We start from the raw sequence: 16389 nt of genomic DNA, 5'->3' as shown, positions 1-16389 counted from the left end.
CGAGCATCGCTTGAGGCAAAGTCTCTCTCAGCCCCCAGGCTGCGCCACGATGCGGATATAGGGCTTGGGTTCCCTCCAGCCATCCGGGTAGAGCTGCTTTGCTTCATCGTTCGACACCGAGCCGGCGATGATCACGTCTTCACCCTGCTTCCAGTTGGCGGGGGTCGCGACCCGGTGCTTCGCCGTCAGCTGGAGCGAATCGATGACACGCAGAACCTCGTCGAAATTCCTCCCTGTCGTCATCGGATAGACCAGGATCAGTTTGATCTTCTTGTCCGGCCCGATGACGAAGACATTGCGCACGGTCTGGTTGTCGGCCGGCGTCCTGCCATCCGAGGTGCCGGATGTGCTGGCCGGCAGCATGCCGTAGAGCTTGGAGATCTCCAGATCCGGATCGCCGATCATCGGGTAGTTCGGCTTGTGGCCTTGCGTCTCCCCGATGTCCTCCGCCCAGCGTGCATGGTTCCCGACCGGGTCGACGCTGAAGCTGATGATCTTGACGTTGCGCCGATCGAACTCGGGCTTGATCTTGGCCATGTAGCCGAGCTCGGTCGTGCAGACCGGCGTGAAATCCTTGGGGTGGGAGAAGAGCACACACCAGGAATCGCCGATCCAGTCGTGGAAGCGCATGCGCCCTTCCGTCGTTTCGGCCTCGAAATCAGGTGCTGTACTGCCGAGCTGGAGAATCATCACAAGCCTCCTGTCGCAACGACCTTGTCGCACAGGCCGATATTAACACGGAACGGCTGGGCGAAGGACATTCGCGACCGGCCACTGGACCAGATCAATGGTGGCGTAAGGCAGGCCATCGCGGCGAACGCAGGCAATCAGCCCTGACGCGGCCGCCCCCCGATCTTCAACAAAAACCACGTCCCAACACTGTCGCGGTCGATCGAAGTCGACCGCGACTGCTCGCGCTTGCAGCTCAGGCCGCCTCGGCCAGGAAGCGTTCCGCGTAATGGCAAGCGACGAGCCGCTCATCCAGCTGGCGCGCCACCGGGCGCTCGGCCCGGCAGAGATCGGTCACATAGGGGCAGCGGGTCGAGAACACGCAGCCCTTCGGCGGATCGAGCGGCGACGGCAGCTCGCCGCGCAGCACGATGCGTTCGCGCTTTCCTGCCGCCACGCTTGGCGTCGAGGCCAGCAGCGCCTGTGTATAGGGATGCAAGGGCCGAGCGAAGATCGCATGCTTCGGGCCATGCTCGATGGCGTGACCGAGATACATGACCATCACGTCATGTGCGATGTGACGCACGACGCCGAGATCATGCGAAATGAAGAGATAGGCGAGCTTGAGCTCATCCTGAAGGTCGGCCAGCAGATTGAGCACCTGGGCCTGGATCGAGACGTCGAGCGCCGAGACCGGCTCGTCGGCCACCAGCAGCTTCGGCGAGAGGATGAGCGCGCGCGCGATCGCGATGCGCTGGCGCTGCCCCCCCGAGAACTGATGCGGATAACGGTTGTAGTGCTCCGGACGCAGGCCGACCTTGGCCATCATCGCCCGCGCCCGCTCTGTCCGCTCCGCCTTCGTCAGCGCGGTATTGATCAGAAGTGGTTCTTCCAGGATCGCGCCGATCTTCTTGCGCGGGTTCAAAGAGCCATAGGGGTTCTGGAAGACGAGTTGCACGGTTCGCCGCAGGCGCTTGGCTTCGCCCGGAGGAGGCGTGACGGCGTCAAGACCGTCGAGCATCAACGCGCCCGAAGTCGGCTTCTCGATCAGCGTCGCCATGCGGGCGAGCGTCGACTTCCCGCAACCGGATTCGCCGACGACGGCGAGCGTCTTGCCGGCTTCCACGGAGAAGGACACGCCGGTGACCGCCTGCAACTGGGCCGGCGCGCGGAGGAAGCCGCGATTGACCGAATAGACCTGTGTCAGCTCGCGCGCTGTGACGATGGGAGTGCTCACGATGTGCTCTCCACCGTCACGGGGTGAATGCCACCCGCCGCTCTGGCCTTCTCCCGCTCCGGATCGCCGAGCGGGTAGTGGCAGCGGATCTGCCCTCCCTGCCAGGGCCGGAGATCCGGGCGCACAAGGCGCGAATGATCCGTGGCATAGGCGCAGCGCGGGCTGAACAGGCACCCCTGCGGGCGGTCATGCGGGCCGGGAACCATGCCGGGAATCGTCGCGAGCCGGTGCTCGCCTTCGCTGCGCTCCGGCAGGGCGGCAAGAAGTGCTGCGGAATAGGGATGCTGGGGGGCCGCGAAGAGGGACGCCACATTGCGCTCCTCCATCACCTGCCCGGCATACATCACCATGATGCGCTGCGCAGTCTCCGCGACCACGCCCATATTATGAGTGATCAGGACGAGCGCCATGCCGCGCTCCTTCTGCAGCGACATCAGGAGATCGAGGATCTGCGCCTGGATGGTGACGTCGAGCGCCGTCGTCGGCTCGTCGGCGATCAGCAGCCGGGGGTTGCACGCGATCGCCATGGCAATCATGACGCGCTGGTTCATGCCGCCGGACAATTGATGCGGGAAGGCCTTGAGGCGGCTTTCCGGCGCAGGGATTCCAACCTGTTCGAGCAGCTCGATGCTGCGCCTGCGCGCCGCCTTGCTATCCATCCCCTCATGCGCCTTCAGCGTCTCGGCCAGCTGGAAGCCGATGGTGAAGCAGGGATTGAGGCTGGTGCTCGGCTCCTGGAAGATCATCGCGACATCCTTGCCGGTGAGCTTCCGGCGCTCCCGATCGGAGATCTTGAGCAGGTCGCGCCCGGCAAAGGCGAGTCGGTCGGCCTTGATTCGGCCGGGATATGCGACAAGTCCCATCAGCGCGAGCATGGTGACGCTCTTGCCTGAACCGGACTCGCCGACCACCCCGAGGATCTCTCCTTCCTCGAGCGACAGGCTGACACCGTCGACCGCCCGCATCACCCCCGTAGAGGTCGGGAACTCGACACTCAGATTCTCAACTTCGAGCAGCGGCATGGTCAGCGCTTCAGTTTGGGATCGAGGGCATCGCGAAGGCCATCACCGAGCAGATTGAACGCCAGCACGGTGATCAGGATCATCAGGCCCGGCAAGGTGACGACCCACCAGGCGCGCAGCACGAATTCACGCGCATCGGCCAGCATCGTGCCCCATTCGGGCGTCGGCGGCTGGGCGCCAAGGCCGAGGAAGCCGAGCGCCGCCGCGTCGAGGATCGCGGTGGAGACGCCGAGCGTCGCCTGGACGATCAGAGGGGCGGCGCAATTCGGCAGCACTTCCTTGAACATCAGGCGTAGCGTGCCGGCACCGCTGACGCGGGCTGCGATGACATAGTCCTTGGAGGTTTCGCCAATCACCGCCGCACGCGTGATGCGGACATAGTGCGGCAGCACCACGATGGCGACCGCCAGCATCGCGTTCATCAGGCCCGGCCCGAGGATCGCGACGATGACGATGGCGAGCAGCAGGCTCGGCATCGTCAGGACGATGTCCATCAGCCGCATGATGACGATTTCGGTGATGCCCTTGAAGAAGCCGGCAACCAGGCCGAGCGCGATGCCTGCCGCCATGGCGATGGCAACGACCACGATGCCGATCACCAGTGAGAGACGCGCGCCATGAAGCAGTCGGGACAGGATATCGCGGCCGATCGCGTCGGTGCCGAGCGGATAGGCCAGCGAGCCACCCTCCTGCCAGAAGGGTGGCTTGAGGAAGACGGCATTGTTGGTGAGATAGGGCGAGTGTGGCGAGAGGACATCGGCGAACACCGCCATCAGCAACACCGCCACGATGACGACGAGCCCGGCAACCGCGCCGCGATTGGCGCTGAAATAGCTCCAGAACTCGCGCAGCGGATGCGGCGGCGTGCCAGCCGGCACGGCAGCGGAGGGTGCTTCAAGCGTTTCGGCAGTCATCTGTCAGCGTCCCGCGAAGAAATCAGCCATGTCACGATCACAGGTCCTTCAGCGCGCATGTCTGATGCGTGGATTGATCAGGCCGTAAAGCAGATCGACCAGGAGGTTGACGCTCATGACGACGACGCCGATTAACAGGGTGCCCCCCTGCAGGACCGGATAGTCGCGCCGGCTGATCGCCTCGATCAGCCATTTGCCGACTCCCGGCCAGGAGAAGATCGTCTCGGTCAGAATCGCGCCGGTAAACAGCACGCCGACCTGCAGACCAATGACCGTCACCACCGGAATGAGCGCATTGCGCAGCGCGTGCAGCGCAATGACCCTGAGAGGCGCCATGCCTTTGGCGCGTGCCGTGCGGATATAGTCCTCACCGAGCACTTCAAGCATGGCGGAGCGCGTCATCCGGGCAATGACCGCAAGCGGGACCGTACCCAGGACGATCGCCGGCAGGACGAGATGCGACAGCGCCGACTTGAAGGCGCCGAAATCGCCCGCCAGCAGGCTGTCGATCGTCAGGAAGCCGGTTACCGGCTCGATATAATACTGCACAGCGATGCGGCCGGAGACCGGCGTGATACCGAGCTGCACGGAGAACAGCAGGATCAGCAGCAGGCCCCACCAGAAGATCGGCATGGAATAGCCGGTCAGGGACAGTCCCATGACGCCGTGATCGAAGATCGAGTTGCGTTTGACCGCAGCCAGGATGCCAGCCGGCAGGCCGATCGCCAGCGCCAGGAAGATCGCGCACAGCGCAAGCTCGATCGTCGCCGGGAACAGCGCCGAGAATTCCGAGATGACGCTTTCGCGTGTCACGATCGACTTGCCGAGATCACCCTGCAGGACACGGCTGATATAGATGCCGTATTGCGTCAGAACCGGCTTGTCGAAGCCGAACTCCTTGCGCAGAAGCTCGTGGCGGGCCGGATCGATGCCACGCTCGCCGGCCATGGTTTCGATCGGATCGCCCGGGACCAGCCGGATCAGGAAAAAGGCGAGCAGCGTGATGCCGATGAAGGTCGGAATCACCAGGCTGACGCGGGTCAGGATGAAACGCAGCATGGATGAGCCAGTCTTGTCGGGGTACCGGCGGCCTGAAGCATGGACCGCGAACGGGATGTTTCGTCCTGCTATTGCAAATTAGAACTATATCCTAATGCGAAGACCAGGAAACGCTGCAAATCGAGGATATCGTCGGCGATGTAGCGCACCGTGAACGCGTCGAGGCGCTCGATGCCCTTCAGCATGACGAGGTACTCGACCGGCTGCCGATAGAGGAAGCTGAGTTCCAGCGTGATCGGGCCCGGCAGCCGATAGGGGACGATCCCCGCCCGGCGTGCGATGGCGCGCTGCACGCCCTCGGCAATCAGCTCGTACGAGGCCTCCGGCATCAAGGTGCGCGCCGAGAGGCGGCTATGCGCCCATTTGACCGTGACGGCCTCGATATCGGGCAGGAGCGCCCTGGTCTCCTCGATGCAGACATCATCGCCGCTGACCAGCAGCACGGGCGTGCCGAAATGCCCGGCGATCGCGGCATTGATCATCGCTTCCGGGGCCGAGACGCCATTGACGCGAACCTCGCGCAGCGAAGCGCTGCGAAAGGTGTGCGCCAGGATGCCGTCCGGGTTGGTGGCGCCAGCGTGGTAGCCGATGAAAAGCGCGCCGGCATACTCGCCCGACTCCATGCCCTGCATCATCGAGAGCGGGCGCGGCCAGGATCGGACGACCTGGACTGCCTTGGGCAGGCGGTCCAGCAGCAGGTTCTGCGCGTTGCCATGGCTGTCGCTGATGACAACCTCGCTCGCCCCAGCCGCGAAGGCGGCGTTGGCGGCGGCGGCGACGCTGTCGGTCATCCAGATGCGCGCCGACTGATACTCAAACCCTTCGGGGCGCGTGTGCTCGCGCGTCACGACACCGGCGATGCCCTCGATATCCGCCGAAATATAGATCCGCATGATACTGCGCCCCCGCCACCAATTGTATTCGGGCGCGGTTCGCCTCTCCGCGCCCGAATGTCAACGTCATTTCGCCAGCGATACACCGGTAAAGGGCTGGCCGCCGAAGAAATGGATCTTGTAGTCTTTCACATCCTTGCGCACCGGCGTGAAGGCCTGCGCGTTTGCAAAGAGCAGACCCCCGACATCTTCCTGGAAAATCTCCTGCATGCGCAGGAACATCTTGGTGCGCTCGCCCTGATCCGTGATCGTATTGGCCTTGGTCAGGAGGTCGGAGAATTCCTTGTTGCACCAGCGGGCACGGTTGGCACCAGTTTTCACGCCATCGCAATGCCAGCCTGACAGCAGGATCTGGCTCGGATCCGGATAGTCCCAGGTGTAGCCGAACATGCCGACCTCATGGTCGCCGGCGCGGCCGCGCTTGAGATACTCACCCCATTCGAAACTCTGGATCTCGGCCTGGACGCCGATCTTCGCCCAGTCCGCCTGAATCAGCTCGGCCGCACGGCGTCCGTTCGGCATATAGGCGCGAACGACGGGAATGGCCCAGAGCGTGGTCTTGAAGCCGTTCGGCAGGCCCGCCTCGGCGAGCAGGGCCTTGGCCTTCTCCGGATCATAGGGGCGCGGCTTCAGGCCTTCGTGATGCGACCAGAGCGATGGCGGGACGATCGCGGCTGTCTGCTTGCCGGTGCCCTGATAGACTGCATCGATGATCGCAGGGATGTTGGTCGCATAGACCAGTGCCTCGCGCACCCGCTTGTCGTCAAAGGGCTTCTTCTGCTGGTTGAAGGCGAGGAAGCTCTGATCGGCAATGCTGCCGGAGAGCATCGTCAGATTGGGATCGGCCCGCATCGCCGGCAGGTCGCCGGGATTCGGATAGCGCGCGATCTGGCATTCGCCCGATTTCACCTTGGCGAACCGCACCGAGGCATCCGGCGTGATCACGAAGATCAGGTCGTTGACCAGCGCCATGCGATCCCGGTTTCCGGCCGCCTTGGTCCAATGGTCGGGCACCGCGCGAAAGCGGATCGTGGCGTCCTTCTGGTAGGCCAGCAACGAGAATGGGCCGGTACCGATCGGCGCCTGGTTGACCTGCTCGGGCGTGCTCGCCTTCAGCATCGCATCGCCATATTCCGCCGACAGGATCGACATGGGCTCGACCGAAAGCGCGCTGAGCAAGGGTGCGTAGGGCCGTGACAGGATGAGCCGGACGGTCTGGTCATCGACCTTCTCGACCGCCTTCAGGCTGGGCCGGACGATCTCGTTGAAGAACTGATAATTGGTGCTGCCGACCTTATGGTAGGGATGGTTCTCGTCGAACATGCGCTGGAACGAAAAGACCACGTCATCGGCCGTAAAGCCGCGTGTCGGCGTGAACGCCTTGTTCGCGTGCCATTTCACCCCGCTGCGCAGCTTGAACGTATAGGTCAGCCCATCCTCGGAAATGGTCCAGGATTCGGCCAGGCTCGGAATGATCTGGGAACCGCCGCGCTCGGTGGCGACCAGGCGATCATAGATCTGGGCCGCCACGTCGTAAGCCGTGTTCTGCGAAGAGAACTGCGGATTGAGGAAGTCGGGACTCGCCTCTGAGCAGACGACGAGCGTTTGAGCCGCGACCGCGCCAGCCTGTAAAGCTAACGCAACGGCAGCCGCCGCTGCGAAATGTCTAATCTTCATGACGCTCTCCCGAAGTAAAAAGGGCGCGGCCTCTCGGCCGCGCTCCAATCAATGCATCAGTCGGGGCGGGGCCTCAATTGATGTCAACGCCATAGAAGGTATGCCTGCTGAACGGGGATAGCTTGAAGTCCTTCACTTCCTTGCGGACAGGCTTCAGTTGCACCGCATGCGCGATGGTGAACCAGGGCGCCTGCTCCTTGAAGATCACCTGGGCCTGGCGATAGAGCTCGGTGCGCTGCGCCGTATCGGTAATCTTCTTGGCCTTCTGCACGATGTCCTCGAAGGGCTGGTAGCAGAACTTCGCGACGTTGCCGCCATTGTTCTTCGACGCATCGCAACCCAGCAGCGTGTGCAGGAAGTTGTCCGGATCGCCATTGTCGCCGGTCCAGCCGAACATGCCGGCCTGATGCTCGCCCGCCTGCAGGCGCTTGCGGTACTCGCCCCACTCGAAGGTCTTGATCTCGGCCTTGATGCCGACCTTGGCGAGATCCGCCTGCATCAGCTCCGCGATGCGCTTGGCGTTGGGGTTGTACGGCCGCTGCACCGGCATGGCCCAGAGGTCCATCTCGAAGCCGTTCGGATAACCCGCCTCGGCAAGCGCCTTCTTGGCGGCCTCGGGATCGAAGGGATCGTCCTTCACGGTCTCGTTGTAGGACCACATCGAGGGCGGAATCGGATTGATCGCCGCGATGCCGCTGCTCAGATAGACGGCGTCGATGATCGCCTTCTTGTTGATCGCCATGTTGACGGCATGGCGCACCTTGACGTCGTCGAACGGCTTCTTGGTGGTGTTGTAGGCGAGATAGCCGATGTTCAGGCCCGGCTGCTCCAGGATCTGGACATTGGCGTCCTTCTTCATCGCGTCCAGATCGGCCGGGTTGGGATAGGGCATGACATGGCATTCGCCCTTCTGAAGCTTGGCCCAGCGGACCGAGGCATCCGGCGTGATGGCGAAGATCAGGTCGTCGATCTTGGCCTTGCCGGCCCAGTATTCCGGGAACGCCTTGTACCGGATGATCGCGTCCTTCTGATACTGCACCAGCGAGAACGGCCCGGTTCCGATCGGATCCTGATCGATCTTCTCGGGCGTGCCGGCCTTCAGCATCGCATCGGCATATTCCTTCGACTGGATGCTGGCATATTGCATCGCGAGGTCTGACAGGAAAGGCGCCTCAGGGTTGTTCAGCGTGATCTTGACGGTGTAGTCATCGACCTTCTCGACCGACTTCAGCAACTTGGGCATGCCCATGTCGTTGAAATAGGAATGATTCGAGCTGGTGACTTTGTAATAGGGATTATCTTCTTTCCACTGCCGGTCGATCATGAAGATGAAGTCGTCGGCATTGAAGTCGCGCGTCGGCTTGAAGGCACGGGTATTATGCCACTTCACGCCCTTGCGCAGGTTGAATGTGTAAACCAGCCCATCGTCCGAAACCGTCCATTTCTCGGCCAGAGCGGGGAGGACCTTGGTCCCGCCGCGTTCGAACTGGACGATAGTGTCGTAAATCTGGGTATTGGCATCGAACGACGTGCCTGTCGTGTTGATGCTCGGAGCGAAGTTCTCGGGACTACCTTCCGAACAATAGATCAACGTCTTGGCTGACAGCGGTCCCGCCGCCATCAGGGCAGCCGCCGACAGCGTGGCGAACAGGATTTTTTTCATGGTCAGCTCTCCCACTTAATGACCCTCGGGCCGGATTGGTCCGCGCCCAGTTCCGCCGAACCCGCCCTGCCCGCGGCAGGATCGTCGGCCCGAACGGAAGTTGGTCCCGATTGAGGCTGAACCTATTGGAATGCGCAGAGAGTGGGTAGCTGATTTTCTGGGGTTATGAACGCCGATCGGACCTGAGCCCGGGACGGCCTCGCCACCGCATAAACCGGCCAGTCCCGGCCCTGCTTTCGCAATGGATGAGCGGCCTCGCTGCGGTGGCCGTCGCATGCTCACCAGGCCTATGCTGGGCAGGATCAGCTTCGCGGACCACTGCCGCCGCCAGCGCAGATCCCGCCGGCGCGTATCTGTTTTTCTGGGAACCTTTTCCGTCGCTTTCCATCTCTTACAGAGGGAGGAGATCGCCCATGCCGCAGGTTCGAAGAGATGCGCTCGACTCTATCTCGGTGCTCAACGACCTCGATCTGGCGCGCCGGGCGCTCGCGCGCGACGGCGATGCATTCCGCACGATCATGCGGACGCATAATCAGCGGCTCTACCGTCTCGCCCGCGGAGTCGTCCGCAATGATAGCGAAGCCGAAGACGTCGTGCAGGAGGCCTATCTCCGCGCCTTTACCCATCTCGAGAGTTTTCGCGGCGACTCCACGCTTGCCACCTGGTTGTCCCGCATCGTCATCAACGAAGCGCTCGGGCGTCTGCGCAAGAACCGGAAAGAGGCGGAACTCGCGCGATCCAGCGACCGGGGCGGCGCCGCCGCGCAGATCATTCAGTTTCCTTGCAACACGAGTTGTGACGATCCAGAGCGGGCCATGGCGCAACGACAGATCCTTCACCTTGTCGAGCGGGCAACCGACAATCTCCCCGATGCCTATCGCTCGGTCTTCATCGCCAGGGTCATCGAAGGCCTGAGTGTCGAAGAAACGGCAGTGCTGCTTGATTTGCGGACCGAGACCGTCAAGACCCGTCTGCATCGGGCCAGGCATCTCCTGCGCAAGCAGCTGGACGAACAGATCGGTCCCGTCCTGCTCGACGCCTTTCCATTTGCCGGCCGGCGCTGCGAGCGCCTGACCGACGCGGTGATGAAGCGGCTCGGCCTTCCCTGACTTATCCGGGAACGTTTTCGACCTCGCAGCATCCAATGAATGGCAAGGCCTGAAGCAATTCAGCAAGCAGGCGAAGGAGGCTCCATGATCATTCGACAGAACACGGCATTGGCCGCACTTGGCCTTCTCGGTGCGATGTCCTTGGCGCAAGCCGCCGACACGCCGACCGATCCGCAGATCGCGCACATCGCCTATACCGCCGGCACGATCGACGTCGAGGCGGCAAAGCAAGCAATCGCGAAATCCAAGAACAAGACCGTCGTAGCCTTTGCCCATGACATGGTTCGAGACCATGAAGCGGTGAACAAGCAGGCGCTCGACCTGGTGAAGAAGCTGAAGGTCAGCCCTGAAGACAACGATACCAGCCGCGCCTTGTCTCAGGCCGCGACAGCGGAGCGGAGCAAGCTCTCGAAACTCCAGGGCGCAGCCTTCGACAAGGCCTATGTCGATAACGAAGTGGCCTACCACAAGCAGGTGAACGGCGCGCTCCAGACACTGCTGATCCCCTCGGCAAGCAACACCGAGCTGAAGGGCCTGCTCGAAACCGGCCTGAAGATTTTCCAGGGCCACGAGCAGCACGCCGCACATGTCGCAGCCGAACTCCAGTGAGGACAAGATCATGTCGTTGAAGCGGCGCCTCTGGGCCATTGCCGGACTGTCGCTGACTCTGGGCGCTGTTCCGGCACAGGCGGAAACCATTCAGGTCGGGATCGACCGGCTGGTGTTTTCGCCTGCGGAGATCACCGTGAAGGTCGGGGACACCGTCGAGTGGCTCAACAAGGACATTCTCGCCCACACCGCGACCGTGAACGGCGGGATGGACGTGATGATCCAGCCGAAGAAATCGGCGAGTCTGGTCCTGCAGAAGGTGGAAACGGTCGAGTATTACTGCCGCTTCCACCCCAACATGAAGGGCCGCATCACGGTGTCGGCGCCATAGTCGCCGACATCCTGGCTTCGCGGTCGCGACAGCATCCGGCGCCACGACCGCGAGATCCGAAGGGGCTCTGCCCATGTCCAGCGCTGCTGCCCGACCAGCAACCGCCTTCGTCCTTGCGGGAGGTGGCAGTTTCGGCGCCATCCAGGTCGGCATGCTGCGATCGCTCGCGAGCCGAGGCATTGCAGCCGATATGGTCGTTGGTTCAAGCGTCGGAGCGCTGAATGGCGCCTATTACGCGGCCAACCCCACGCTTGAAGGTGTCCAACGACTGGAGACGATCTGGCGCGGCCTGCGCCGGCGCGACGTGTTCCCGTTGAGCTGGCGCACGATGCTCGGCTTCCTGTACCGGCGGGACTTCCTTATCGCTTGCATCAGCTTGTTGAGCACAATCTCTCCTACGCCAATCTGGAGGACGCAAAGATCCCGATGCATGTCGTCACGACCGACATTCTCTCGGGCGAGACGGTCGTGCTTTCGGAGGGCTCGGCTGCGCAGGCCATCATTGCGAGCGTGGCGATACCGGCAGCCTTCGCGCCGGTACGGTTCAACGGCCTCTATCTCGCCGATGGCGCGATATCGAGCAACACGCCGGTCAAGGTCGCAATCGCATGCGGCGCCAAGCGCCTGATCGTTCTCCCCACCGGCTACGCCTGTGCTCTCGACAAGCCACCGGTCGGGGCCGTCGCAAGCGCGCTGCATGCCTTGACGCTGCTGATCGTGCGGCAACTTTTCAGCGAGCTGCAAGGGCTCGACGGCAGCATCGATTTCTTCGTCCTGCCGCCGCTCTGCCCACTCGCCGGATCGCCCTATGATTTCTCGATGACCAGCGAGCTTATCGAACGGGCGGCGAACAGCACCGACGCCTGGATTGCCGACGGAGGCCTCGACCGACCGGGCGCTCTTGCCCATTTGAGCACACACAAGCACTCGGGATCACAGGGTGAATGCGGCAGCGTGCCCTCTCATTGAGGCCGCTCCTCTCGAAGAATCCTAGCGCGTCAAGCGCGAGGCAGCGCGCTTGCCACCCATGCCTCAGATTAGACAAAAATATTTGATTTGGAATTTACAGTCCATCTACCGCCTGTTATGGCTCCCGCAACGATCGGGAAGATCGGGGGGATGAATGGCTGCCGACAGGGTTGTTTGCCGGAAGGGCGCGATTTACGGCGATGAGATCCTGGAGGTCGCGGCGCTTCCCACGATCCGCAGACGTCATTACGGCCGCGTCGTCGGCGTCGCCCTGATCGTCGTCGCCCTGGCCTTCATCGCCAAGGCCTTCTCCGAGGGCCAGATCGAATGGAAGATCGTTGGCCAGTTCTTCACGGCCCCGGCCATCCTCTTCGGCCTTCTCAACACGATCTGGATGACCTTGTGCGCGATGGCGCTGGGCATCCTGCTCGGCGTGATCTTCGCGATCATGTACATGTCGCCCAATCCCGTGATCAGCCGCTGCGCGGTCGCCTATATCTGGTTCTTTCGCGGCACGCCGCTGCTGCTCCAGCTTCTGCTCTGGTTCAACCTCGCTCTGGTCTTCCCCACCATCTCGATCCCCGGACTCTTCGAAGCCCGCATGGTCGACGTGATGACACCCTTCGTCGCGACGCTGCTTGGGCTCGGCCTGAATCAGGGCGCCTACACGGCGGAGGTCGTGCGCGGCGGCATTCTCTCGGTCGATACGGGCCAGGTCGAGGCGAGCAAGAGCATCGGCATGACGCCGCTGGCGACGCTGTTCTACATCGTGCTGCCGCAGGCGATGCGGGTCATCGTGCCGCCGGTCGGCAACGAGGTCATCAGCATGGTCAAGCTGACCTCGATCGCCAGCGTGATCGGCTATAGCGAAGTCCTGCGCAACTCACAGGACGTCTATTACGCGAATGGCCGCGTCATCGAGCTCCTGATCGTCACCGCGTGCTGGTATCTCGCGGTCGTGACCTTGCTCCAGATCGGCCAGCACTTCATCGAGCGCTATTTCTCCAAGGGTTATACCCGGCGCAACGGGGTGCCCGCTCCGGCCGCGTCGGCGTGAGGTGGCCATCATGAACGAGATGGTCCGCGCCGCCGGCGTCAACAAGGTCTTCGGAACATTCGCAGCACTGAAGGACGTCTCGCTCGCGGTCTCGCGCGGCGAGGTGACCTGCATCATCGGCCCCTCGGGCTCGGGCAAGAGCACGTTCCTGCGCTGCATCAACCAGCTTGAGCGCCCCGATTCCGGTGCGATCGTCATCGACGGCGAGCTCATCGGCTATCATCGCACCAAACAGCACCTGCTGGAGCTCGCCGACAAGGAGGTTGCCCGGCAAAGGCTGATGACCGGCATGGTCTTCCAGCGCTTCAACCTCTTCGCGCATCTGACGGCACTGCAAAACGTGATGCTCGGGCCGATCAAGGTCCAGGGCAGGCCGCGGCGCGAGGTCGAGAAGGAAGCAGTGACGCTGCTTGAGCGGGTCGGTCTCGCCGATAAGCGTTTCAACTATCCCAGTGAACTCTCCGGCGGCCAGCAGCAGCGCGTCGCGATTGCCCGCGCGCTGGCAATCCAGCCGAAGCTGCTGCTTTTCGACGAACCGACATCGGCGCTCGACCCCGAACTGGTGGGTGAAGTCCTGAACGTCATGCGCGATCTGGCCCGCTCCGGAATGACCATGATCGTGGTGACGCATGAGCTCGCCTTCGCCCGCGAGGTCGCCGACCATGTCGTCTTCATGGATCAGGGCGCCATCGTCGAACGAGGTGCCCCCGGCGCCATCCTCGTCGATCCGCAGCATCCCCGGACACAGAACTTTATCAAAGCGGTCCTGAAGTGACCGAGCAGGAGGAAAGCCCCATGAAGAGATCAATTGCCCTTGGCGCCGGGTTGGCAGCGCTGCTCGCCTGCTCAGCCGCCCATGCCGACGACTCGCTCGCGAAGGTCAAGCAGGCCGGCAAGCTCGTCATCGCGACGATGCCGAACTATCCGCCGATCACCTACAAGGATCCCGCCACGAGCAAGCTGACCGGCTTCGACATCGACCTCGGCGAGGCCATTGCCGCAGAGCTCGGCGTCAAGGTCGAGTGGCAGGAAATCGCCTTCGCCCAGATGCTCCCCTCGCTCCAGACCGAGCGCGTCGACACCGCTCTCGCCGGGATGAGCGACACCGTTCCGCGGCGCGAGATTGTCGACTTCGTCGACTATATGCGCTCCGGCACCCAGTTCTATACGGGCGCCCAGCAGGCAGCCAAGATCAAGACCCCGGCCGATCTGTGCGGCAAGAAGGTCGGCGCCAGCCGCAGCACCAACAACCCGCAGCGCATCGCCGAATGGAGCACCGCAAACTGCGAGTCCAAGGGAGCGCCTGCGATCACCGTGGTCGGCACCGAAGGCTCGGTCGACGCGCGCAACCAGCTCAAGACCCAGCGCATCGACGCCTCCGTGCAGGGCAACGAGACCCTGCCCTATTTCCAGGCAATGGAGCCGAACACCTATGTCCTGCTCGGCGAACCCTTGACCGAGGAGATCACCGGTCTGCCGGTGCTGAAGACGAAGCCGGCACTGCGCGATGCCATCAAGGATGCGCTCGACAGGCTGGTGAAGAACGGCACCTATGCCAAAATCCTGGACAAATACGGCCTCGCCCGGAACGGTATGAGCGAGATCAAGATCAACAGCGCCAAGTGACACCCAATAGGTGACACGCAAAGGGGCGGCGCCTGCCGCCCCTTTCGCCTATCCCCCGCCTGAGCCTTGCCCTGTCTGTGCGGGGCTCAGGCCACCACGTTCTGAACAACAGGAAGCTGAAGAGATGTCGGAGCAGAAGAGTGGCGCCAACAAGATGTGGGGCGGACGCTTCACGACGGCGCCGGCGGAGATCATGAAGAAGATCAATCCGTCGATCGGCTTCGACTATCGCCTCTACCGGCAGGACATCGCCGCCTCGAAGGTCCATGCCCGGATGCTGGCGCGGCAGGGCATCATCGGCGAGGCGGACAACGAGACAATCCAGGCAGGGCTCGACCAGATCCTCCAGGAGATCGAGGAGAGCCGCTTTACCTTCAGCGTCGATCTCGAGGACATTCACATGAATGTCGAGGCGCGGCTGAAGGAGATCGTCGGCGAGCCGGCGGGCCGGCTACATACCGCCCGCAGCCGCAACGACCAGGCCGTCACCGACGTCCGCCTGTGGATGCGCGATGCGATCGACGGGCTCGATGCGGTCGTGCAGGAATTGCAGCGCGCCCTGATCGAACGCGCCGGCGAGCATGTCGAGACCCTGATGCCGGGCTTCACTCATATGCAGGTCGCGCAGCCCGTTACCTTCGGCCACCATCTCATGGCTTATGTCGAGATGTTCGGCCGCGACCGGCAGCGACTGGCAGGTGCTCGCGAGCGCACCAATATCTGCCCGCTGGGAGCCGCCGCCCTGGCCGGAACCGCCTTCCCCATCGACCGGCATTTCACGGCCGAGCAACTCGGCTTCTCCGCCCCGACCGAGAACTCGATGGATTCGGTCGCCTCGCGGGATCACATCGTCGAGCTGCTGTTTTGCTGCTCGATGCTGGCCGTGCATCTCTCGCGCATCGCCGAGGAGATCACCTTGTGGTGCAGCGACGGCTTCCGATTCATCGCCCTGTCGGACGCCTTCACGACCGGCTCCTCGATCATGCCGCAGAAGCGCAATCCCGATGCGGCCGAACTCGTGCGCGGCAAGACCGGGCGTGTCGTCGGCTCGCTGAATGCCCTGCTCATGACCGTCAAGGGTCTGCCCATGACATTCATGAAGGACATGCAGGAAGACAAGGAGCCCATGTTCGACGCATTGGAGACAGTCCAGCTCTGCGCCGAGGCCACGACCGGCATGATACGCGACCTGACCGTCCGCCCGGACCAGATGCGCAGCTTCCTGGAACGCGGCTTTCCGACCGCGACGGACCTCGCCGACTGGCTCGTGCGCGAGGGCGGCATCCCCTTCCGCGACGCCCATCACATCACCGCCAAGGTCGTCGCCAGGGCCGAGGCCAAGGGCTGCACCTTGAGCGCGCTTGATATCGAGAGCATGCGGGACGTCGATCCGCGCATCACCGAGAAGGTCTACTCGGTGCTTGCGCCGGAGCATTCGGTGAACAGCCGCCGCAGCTATGGCGGAACCTCGCCGGATGTCGTGCGCGAAGCGATCGCACGGGCAAACGCGCGCTGGCTGTGACGCCCGGCATCTGCGCGAAACCAGGGGAAGTG

The 16389-nt window shown here is 63.0% G+C and carries 16 protein-coding genes and 1 pseudogene; 9 read left to right on the top strand and 8 right to left on the bottom strand.

What is annotated here, in order from left to right; genetic code table 11:
- Window positions 1-27: 27 nt before the first annotated feature.
- The 8 genes from AB4118_RS00145 to AB4118_RS00110 all read right to left on the bottom strand — a co-directional run bounded on the left by AB4118_RS00145 (window position 28) and on the right by AB4118_RS00110 (window position 9134).
- Complete coding sequence (locus AB4118_RS00145; RefSeq protein ID WP_441487821.1) at window positions 28-690, bottom strand: peroxiredoxin; 663 nt, start codon at window positions 688-690, stop codon at window positions 28-30.
- A gap of 235 nt (window positions 691-925) precedes the next feature.
- Window positions 926-1906 (bottom strand): peptide ABC transporter ATP-binding protein, encoded by a 981-nt coding sequence (locus tag AB4118_RS00140; RefSeq protein WP_441487820.1) that lies wholly within the window; start codon window positions 1904-1906, stop codon window positions 926-928.
- Window positions 1903-2928, bottom strand: coding sequence for an ABC transporter ATP-binding protein (locus AB4118_RS00135; protein WP_441487819.1), 1026 nt, complete (start codon window positions 2926-2928; stop codon window positions 1903-1905). Before AB4118_RS00135 ends, AB4118_RS00140 begins: the two co-directional genes overlap by 4 nt.
- Window positions 2929-2930: 2 nt before the next feature.
- Entirely contained in the window at window positions 2931-3842 is a 912-nt protein-coding gene (locus tag AB4118_RS00130) for an ABC transporter permease subunit (RefSeq protein WP_441487818.1), read from the bottom strand.
- A gap of 48 nt (window positions 3843-3890) precedes the next feature.
- Entirely contained in the window at window positions 3891-4901 is a 1011-nt protein-coding gene (locus tag AB4118_RS00125) for an ABC transporter permease subunit (RefSeq protein WP_069879020.1), read from the bottom strand.
- Between the two features lie 68 nt (window positions 4902-4969).
- Window positions 4970-5794 carry a M55 family metallopeptidase gene (locus AB4118_RS00120; RefSeq protein ID WP_441487817.1) on the bottom strand — a complete coding sequence of 275 codons (825 nt, stop codon included), beginning with the start codon at window positions 5792-5794 and terminating at the stop codon, window positions 4970-4972.
- A 66-nt stretch (window positions 5795-5860) separates the two neighbouring features.
- Entirely contained in the window at window positions 5861-7471 is a 1611-nt protein-coding gene (locus tag AB4118_RS00115; protein WP_441487816.1) for an ABC transporter substrate-binding protein, read from the bottom strand.
- A 73-nt stretch (window positions 7472-7544) separates the two neighbouring features.
- On the bottom strand, window positions 7545-9134 hold the full coding sequence (locus tag AB4118_RS00110; protein WP_441487815.1) for an ABC transporter substrate-binding protein: 1590 nt from the start codon (window positions 9132-9134) through the stop codon (window positions 7545-7547).
- Window positions 9135-9547: 413 nt separating this feature from the next.
- On the opposite strand from AB4118_RS00110, the gene AB4118_RS00105 reads away from it, so the two are divergent.
- The 9 genes and pseudogenes from AB4118_RS00105 to argH all read left to right on the top strand — a co-directional run bounded on the left by AB4118_RS00105 (window position 9548) and on the right by argH (window position 16357).
- On the top strand, window positions 9548-10243 hold the full coding sequence (locus tag AB4118_RS00105; protein WP_441487814.1) for an RNA polymerase sigma factor: 696 nt from the start codon (window positions 9548-9550) through the stop codon (window positions 10241-10243).
- 84 nt (window positions 10244-10327) lie between these two features.
- Window positions 10328-10852, top strand: a complete 525-nt coding sequence (locus tag AB4118_RS00100; protein ID WP_441487813.1) for a DUF4142 domain-containing protein — start codon at window positions 10328-10330, stop codon at window positions 10850-10852.
- A 10-nt stretch (window positions 10853-10862) separates the two neighbouring features.
- Window positions 10863-11183 (top strand): cupredoxin domain-containing protein, encoded by a 321-nt coding sequence (locus AB4118_RS00095; RefSeq protein WP_441487812.1) that lies wholly within the window; start codon window positions 10863-10865, stop codon window positions 11181-11183.
- A gap of 73 nt (window positions 11184-11256) precedes the next feature.
- Window positions 11257-11457: pseudogene (locus tag AB4118_RS00090) on the top strand (patatin-like phospholipase family protein); the annotation flags it as partial.
- 92 nt (window positions 11458-11549) lie between these two features.
- Window positions 11550-12152 (top strand): patatin-like phospholipase family protein, encoded by a 603-nt coding sequence (locus AB4118_RS00085; protein ID WP_441487811.1) that lies wholly within the window; start codon window positions 11550-11552, stop codon window positions 12150-12152.
- Between the two features lie 154 nt (window positions 12153-12306).
- Window positions 12307-13209, top strand: coding sequence for an amino acid ABC transporter permease (locus AB4118_RS00080; protein WP_441487810.1), 903 nt, complete (start codon window positions 12307-12309; stop codon window positions 13207-13209).
- 10 nt (window positions 13210-13219) lie between these two features.
- Window positions 13220-13984, top strand: a complete 765-nt coding sequence (locus AB4118_RS00075; protein ID WP_441487809.1) for an amino acid ABC transporter ATP-binding protein — start codon at window positions 13220-13222, stop codon at window positions 13982-13984.
- A gap of 20 nt (window positions 13985-14004) precedes the next feature.
- The gene (locus AB4118_RS00070) at window positions 14005-14835 is read left to right on the top strand and encodes an ABC transporter substrate-binding protein (RefSeq protein ID WP_441487808.1); all 831 of its coding nucleotides are present in this window, start codon (window positions 14005-14007) and stop codon (window positions 14833-14835) included.
- A 124-nt stretch (window positions 14836-14959) separates the two neighbouring features.
- The gene (gene argH, locus AB4118_RS00065) at window positions 14960-16357 is read left to right on the top strand and encodes an argininosuccinate lyase (RefSeq protein ID WP_441487807.1); all 1398 of its coding nucleotides are present in this window, start codon (window positions 14960-14962) and stop codon (window positions 16355-16357) included.
- Window positions 16358-16389: the final 32 nt, after the last annotated feature.

Origin of the sequence: Allobosea sp. 2RAB26, from assembly GCF_052115465.1 — a bacterium.
Taxonomy (GTDB): domain Bacteria; phylum Pseudomonadota; class Alphaproteobacteria; order Rhizobiales; family Beijerinckiaceae; genus Allobosea.
Note: the sequence above shows the minus strand (reverse complement) of the source record. Positions and strands in the feature narration are given on the sequence as shown.

Excerpts from the sequence above, each read along its gene's own strand:
- AB4118_RS00075 (WP_441487809.1), top strand. The coding sequence starts at position 13,220 with ATGAACGAGATGGTCCGCGCCGCCGGCGTCAACAAGGTCTTCGGAACA.
- AB4118_RS00105 (WP_441487814.1), top strand. The coding sequence starts at position 9,548 with ATGCCGCAGGTTCGAAGAGATGCGCTCGACTCTATCTCGGTGCTCAAC.
- AB4118_RS00080 (WP_441487810.1), top strand. The coding sequence starts at position 12,307 with ATGGCTGCCGACAGGGTTGTTTGCCGGAAGGGCGCGATTTACGGCGAT.
- AB4118_RS00135 (WP_441487819.1), bottom strand. The coding sequence starts at position 2,928 with ATGCCGCTGCTCGAAGTTGAGAATCTGAGTGTCGAGTTCCCGACCTCT.
- AB4118_RS00125 (WP_069879020.1), bottom strand. The coding sequence starts at position 4,901 with ATGCTGCGTTTCATCCTGACCCGCGTCAGCCTGGTGATTCCGACCTTC.
- AB4118_RS00145 (WP_441487821.1), bottom strand. The coding sequence starts at position 690 with ATGATTCTCCAGCTCGGCAGTACAGCACCTGATTTCGAGGCCGAAACG.
- AB4118_RS00095 (WP_441487812.1), top strand. The coding sequence starts at position 10,863 with ATGTCGTTGAAGCGGCGCCTCTGGGCCATTGCCGGACTGTCGCTGACT.
- AB4118_RS00130 (WP_441487818.1), bottom strand. The coding sequence starts at position 3,842 with ATGACTGCCGAAACGCTTGAAGCACCCTCCGCTGCCGTGCCGGCTGGC.
- AB4118_RS00100 (WP_441487813.1), top strand. The coding sequence starts at position 10,328 with ATGATCATTCGACAGAACACGGCATTGGCCGCACTTGGCCTTCTCGGT.
- AB4118_RS00120 (WP_441487817.1), bottom strand. The coding sequence starts at position 5,794 with ATGCGGATCTATATTTCGGCGGATATCGAGGGCATCGCCGGTGTCGTG.
- AB4118_RS00070 (WP_441487808.1), top strand. The coding sequence starts at position 14,005 with ATGAAGAGATCAATTGCCCTTGGCGCCGGGTTGGCAGCGCTGCTCGCC.
- argH (WP_441487807.1), top strand. The coding sequence starts at position 14,960 with ATGTCGGAGCAGAAGAGTGGCGCCAACAAGATGTGGGGCGGACGCTTC.
- AB4118_RS00115 (WP_441487816.1), bottom strand. The coding sequence starts at position 7,471 with ATGAAGATTAGACATTTCGCAGCGGCGGCTGCCGTTGCGTTAGCTTTA.
- AB4118_RS00110 (WP_441487815.1), bottom strand. The coding sequence starts at position 9,134 with ATGAAAAAAATCCTGTTCGCCACGCTGTCGGCGGCTGCCCTGATGGCG.